The sequence below is a fragment of the Marinobacter sp. genome (assembly GCF_041686475.1).
In the GTDB taxonomy this organism is placed as follows: Bacteria; Pseudomonadota; Gammaproteobacteria; order Pseudomonadales; family Oleiphilaceae; genus Marinobacter.
In genome coordinates, this window is record NZ_JAWLDU010000118.1 from 1 (window position 1) to 4,090 (window position 4,090).

At 60.1% G+C, this 4,090-nt stretch carries 6 protein-coding genes; all 6 read left to right on the plus strand.

What is annotated here, in order from left to right; translation table 11 throughout:
- On the plus strand, positions 1-891 hold an 891-nt coding region (urtC, locus tag ACESMB_RS14850; RefSeq protein WP_372971970.1), incomplete at its 5' end, for an urea ABC transporter permease subunit UrtC.
- Positions 888-1,712: an urea ABC transporter ATP-binding protein UrtD gene (gene urtD, locus ACESMB_RS14855; RefSeq protein WP_372926542.1), complete on the plus strand. Its 825-nt coding sequence runs from the start codon at positions 888-890 to the stop codon at positions 1,710-1,712. The genes urtC and urtD, both read left to right, overlap by 4 nt.
- A gap of 17 nt (positions 1,713-1,729) precedes the next feature.
- A complete protein-coding gene (gene urtE, locus ACESMB_RS14860; RefSeq protein WP_372926563.1) occupies positions 1,730-2,428 on the plus strand; it encodes an urea ABC transporter ATP-binding subunit UrtE in 699 nt (232 codons plus the stop codon).
- Positions 2,425-3,321, plus strand: coding sequence for an urease accessory protein UreD (locus ACESMB_RS14865; protein WP_372926541.1), 897 nt, complete (start codon positions 2,425-2,427; stop codon positions 3,319-3,321). The genes urtE and ACESMB_RS14865 overlap by 4 nt, the downstream gene beginning before the upstream one ends.
- Before the next feature lie 349 nt (positions 3,322-3,670).
- Positions 3,671-3,973: an urease subunit gamma gene (gene ureA / locus ACESMB_RS14870; protein WP_135803000.1), complete on the plus strand. Its 303-nt coding sequence runs from the start codon at positions 3,671-3,673 to the stop codon at positions 3,971-3,973.
- Between the two features lie 10 nt (positions 3,974-3,983).
- Positions 3,984-4,090: urease subunit beta (locus tag ACESMB_RS14875; protein ID WP_372971971.1), on the plus strand; the 107-nt coding region annotated here is incomplete at its 3' end.

A 4,090-nucleotide genomic window follows, 5' to 3' on the forward strand; every position in this document is an offset into this window, starting at 1 on the left:
GGCTACGCCATGGGCATGTACCTGATGCGCCAGATCGGCGACCGCGGCACCTACGGCGACCCGGTACTGCCGGACTTCATGGTGTTCCTCAACTGGGAGGAATTGCCCTGGTACTGGCTGGGCTTCGACATGGCCTGGTTCGCCTTCATCATGGTGCTGTTGGCACCGGGCCTGCTGGCGCTGGTGTTCGGCTTCCTGGCCTTCCGCTCACGGGTGACCGGGGTGTACCTCTCCATCATCACCCAGGCGCTGACCTTTGCACTGATGCTGGCGTTCTTTCGCAACGAAATGGGCTTTGGCGGCAACAACGGCCTGACTGACTTCCGCGACATACTCGGCTTCAACCTGCGCACCGACGCCACAAGGCTGGGGCTGTTCATCGCTACCGGCATAGCGCTGGCGATTGGCTACCTGATCTGCCGCGGCATTGTTACCAGCAAGCTGGGCCGGGTCAGCGTTGCCTGCCGTGACGCCGAAGCCCGCGCCCGCTTCCTGGGCTACCGGGTAGAGCGGGTGCAGCTGTTCGTATTCGTGGTGTCGGCCATGCTGGCCGGTGTTGCCGGTGCGCTCTATGTGCCCCAGGTGGGCATCATCAACCCCAGTGAATTCTCCCCGATTTTCTCCATCGAGATTGTGGTCTGGGTGGCGCTTGGCGGCCGCGCAACCCTCTACGGCGCAGTGATCGGCGCGATTCTGGTGAACTATGCCAAAACCGTGTTCACCGGCGTGATGCCGGACGCCTGGCTGTTCGCCCTGGGTGGCCTGTTCGTTCTGGTAACGGTGTTCCTGCCGAAGGGCATCGCCGGCCTGCTGGCCAGTCGTCGAAAAAAGAAAGACGAGCCCACTGATACCGACCGCAATCCCGACACCGGCAAGGAGGCAACCGCATGAGCCTGCTGGAAGAAATTGCAAACCGGGACCGGGTATTCGAGTTTCTGACTCCGGTGGCGTCCCCGGTGGACGTCCGTCACGGGCCGATTCTGTACCTGGAAGACGTCAACGTCAGCTTTGACGGCTTCAAAGCCATCAACAACCTGAACCTGACCATCGACGACGGCGAACTGCGCTGCATCATCGGCCCCAACGGCGCGGGCAAAACCACCATGATGGACATCATCACCGGTAAAACCGCCCCGGATACCGGCTCGGTCTGGTTCGGCAGCCGCCACAACCTGTTGCGGATGAACGAACCGGAAATCGCCAGCCTGGGCATTGGCCGCAAGTTCCAGAAACCGACTGTGTTTGAAGCGCTTACGGTGTTCGAAAACCTGGAACTGGCCATGGCCGCCGACAAACGCATCCTGCCCACCCTGACCGCCATCATGAACCCGGAATACCGGGACCGCATCGACGAAGTGCTGGAAACCATCGGTTTGCAACAACTGCGGGACAGACTGGCAGGCATCCTCTCCCACGGCCAGAAACAGTGGCTGGAAATCGGCATGCTGCTGATGCAGAAGCCACGGCTGCTGCTGGTGGACGAACCCGTAGCGGGCATGACCGAACAGGAAATGGAACGCACCGCCGAACTGCTCACCAGCCTGGCCGGCAAACAGTCCGTTGTAGTGGTGGAACACGACATGGGCTTCGTGCGCTCCATCGCCCGCCAGGTGACTGTACTGCACCAGGGCAGCGTGCTGGCCGAAGGCACCATGGACCAGGTCTCCAACGACCCGGAAGTGATCAAGGTTTACCTGGGGGAGGAAGCCTGATGTCCAGCGATAACCTGATGCTAAAGATCGACAAGCTGAACCAGTTCTACGGTGAAAGCCACACTCTCTGGGATCTGGAGTTGGACGTACCCCAGGGCAAATGCACCTGCGTGATGGGCCGCAACGGCGTGGGCAAAACTACCCTGATGAAATGCGTGATGGGCGAGGAAACCGCCAGCAGTGGCAGCATTCTGTTTGACGGCAGCACCGAACTGAGCAAACAGAAACTGGAAGACCGCTCCCGCATGGGCATTGGCTACGTGCCCCAGGGCCGCCAGATATTTCCGCTGCTGACTGTGGAAGAAAACCTCCGCGTTGGCCTTGCCGTGCGCAAGGATGGCGGCCGGAAAATCCCGGAGCGGGTGTACGAGTTGTTCCCGGTGCTGAAAGAAATGAAAAACCGCCGGGGCGGCGACCTGTCCGGCGGCCAGCAGCAGCAACTGGCCATCGGCCGCGCGCTGGTGATCGAGCCCAGGCTGCTGATCCTGGACGAACCTGGGGAGGGCATACAGCCCAATATCGTTACCCAGATCGGCGAAGTCATCCGTCGGTTGATTGAAGAAGACGGCCTGACGGTACTGCTGGTGGAACAGAAGCTGCCCTTCGCCCGCAAATTTGCCGACCACTTCGCCATCATGGACCGCGGCCGCCGCGTAGCCGAGGGCGACATCGGCGAACTTTCCGACGAACTCATCAAGAAGCACCTGACGGTATGACAGTCTACGAACGTTTGCCCATACAGGCGGATTCAGGCCACCGCTTCGACCAATCGAGGCGCTGGGCAGCAACCCTGTCCCTGGGCTTCGAAGCCCGGCAGGAACGGGAGCAGACCGTCACTCGCATGACCCGCATTCGACACCAGGGCCCGTTACGGGTGCAGCGACCTTTTTATCCCGAAGGCAAAACCGGCTGCTGCCACGTCTACCTGTTACACCCGCCTGGCGGTTTAGTCAGCGGTGACTCACTGGGAATCGACGTGTCGGTCGGCGCGGGCGCCCATAGCCTGGTGACAACACCTGCGGCCGCCAAACTCTACAAAGCCGACAGCAACGGCGTGGCCTGGCAGCAACACACAAAGCTGAACGTGGAAGAGGGCGGCACCCTGGAATACCTCCCCCAGGAAATCCTGGCCTTCAACGGCTCCAAAGGCGAACAGACCACCACCATCGACCTGGAGGCTGGCGCCAAGTGCATCGGCTGGGAAGTCCTGGCTCTCGGCCGCCCGGTGGGTAATCTGCCTTTCGTCACCGGCCACCTGGAACAACGCTTCCGCCTGAACCAGAACGGCAAGCCGTTATGGCTGGAACGCCAGATCCTCGACCCCACGCATGCCCGCTTCAAAGGCAAATGGGGCCAGGGTGGTGCCACAGTTCAGGCCACTTTGTGGGTAGTCGGCCTGGAAGACGAAGCCGATGCCATAGAGGCAATCCGCGAACAACTACCAGCCTCAAACCGCTGGGCCATCACCCGGCGCCGGGGCGTGGTGCTGTTGCGGTACCTGGGCAATGAACGCAATGAAGCCTGGGATGTATGTCAGCGAGCCTGGGAGTTGCTGCGGCCTCTATTGACCGGTTGTTCTGCGGTTATTCCGAGGATTTGGCTGACATGAGATTTTGTGCGGGAACAGGGCGGGGTGAACCGTCCGGGGCACGCTGTAAATACTTCCCTGTACGCTTGACGAAAACATCCATGTTTTCGACATCCCCGGACGGTTCACCCCGCCCTGTTCGGCGGAAATCCGAGTTAGCGCAACAACTTGGTGTTCGCAGTGGACATTGGTCGGATTTGATCACCGTGATCTGTCACGACTCGAAATTCAGAAAAGGCGGGAGGGGCCATGCTTCCGGGATCGTCAAAAACATGGATGTTTTTGTCGAGCTTACATGGACGTATTCACAGCGTATCCCGGAAGCATGGCCCCTTCCGCCGAAAGGCTCCAAGTTCGAAGGAGAACAAAAATGGAACTAACCCCAAGAGACAAAGACAAGCTGCTCCTCTTCACCGCAGCCCTGTTAGCAGAACGCCGAAAAGCAAAAGGCCTGAAACTCAATTACCCCGAAGCCGTCGCCCTGATCAGCGCCGAAATCATGGAAGGCGCCCGCGAAGGCCGCACCGTGGCAGAAATGATGACCGCAGGCACCGAAATCCTCACCCGCGACGACGTAATGGAAGGCGTGGCTGAAATGGTCGACGAAGTGCAAGTCGAAGCCACATTCCCCGATGGCACCAAACTCGTCACCGTCCACAACCCCATAGTCTAAGGAGCTCGCCATGATCCCCGGAGAATACGATTTAAAAGACGGCGACATCGAACTCTGCGAAGGCCGCGAACGCATCACCATCGAAGTCGGCAACAGCGGCGACCGCCCGATCCAGGT

What these genes read in the sequence shown, in the direction of transcription:
- urtD (WP_372926542.1), top strand. Translation starts at nt 888, where the DNA reads ATGAGCCTGCTGGAAGAAATTGCAAACCGGGACCGGGTATTCGAGTTT.
- urtE (WP_372926563.1), top strand. Translation starts at nt 1,730, where the DNA reads ATGCTAAAGATCGACAAGCTGAACCAGTTCTACGGTGAAAGCCACACT.
- ACESMB_RS14865 (WP_372926541.1), top strand. Translation starts at nt 2,425, where the DNA reads ATGACAGTCTACGAACGTTTGCCCATACAGGCGGATTCAGGCCACCGC.
- ureA (WP_135803000.1), top strand. Translation starts at nt 3,671, where the DNA reads ATGGAACTAACCCCAAGAGACAAAGACAAGCTGCTCCTCTTCACCGCA.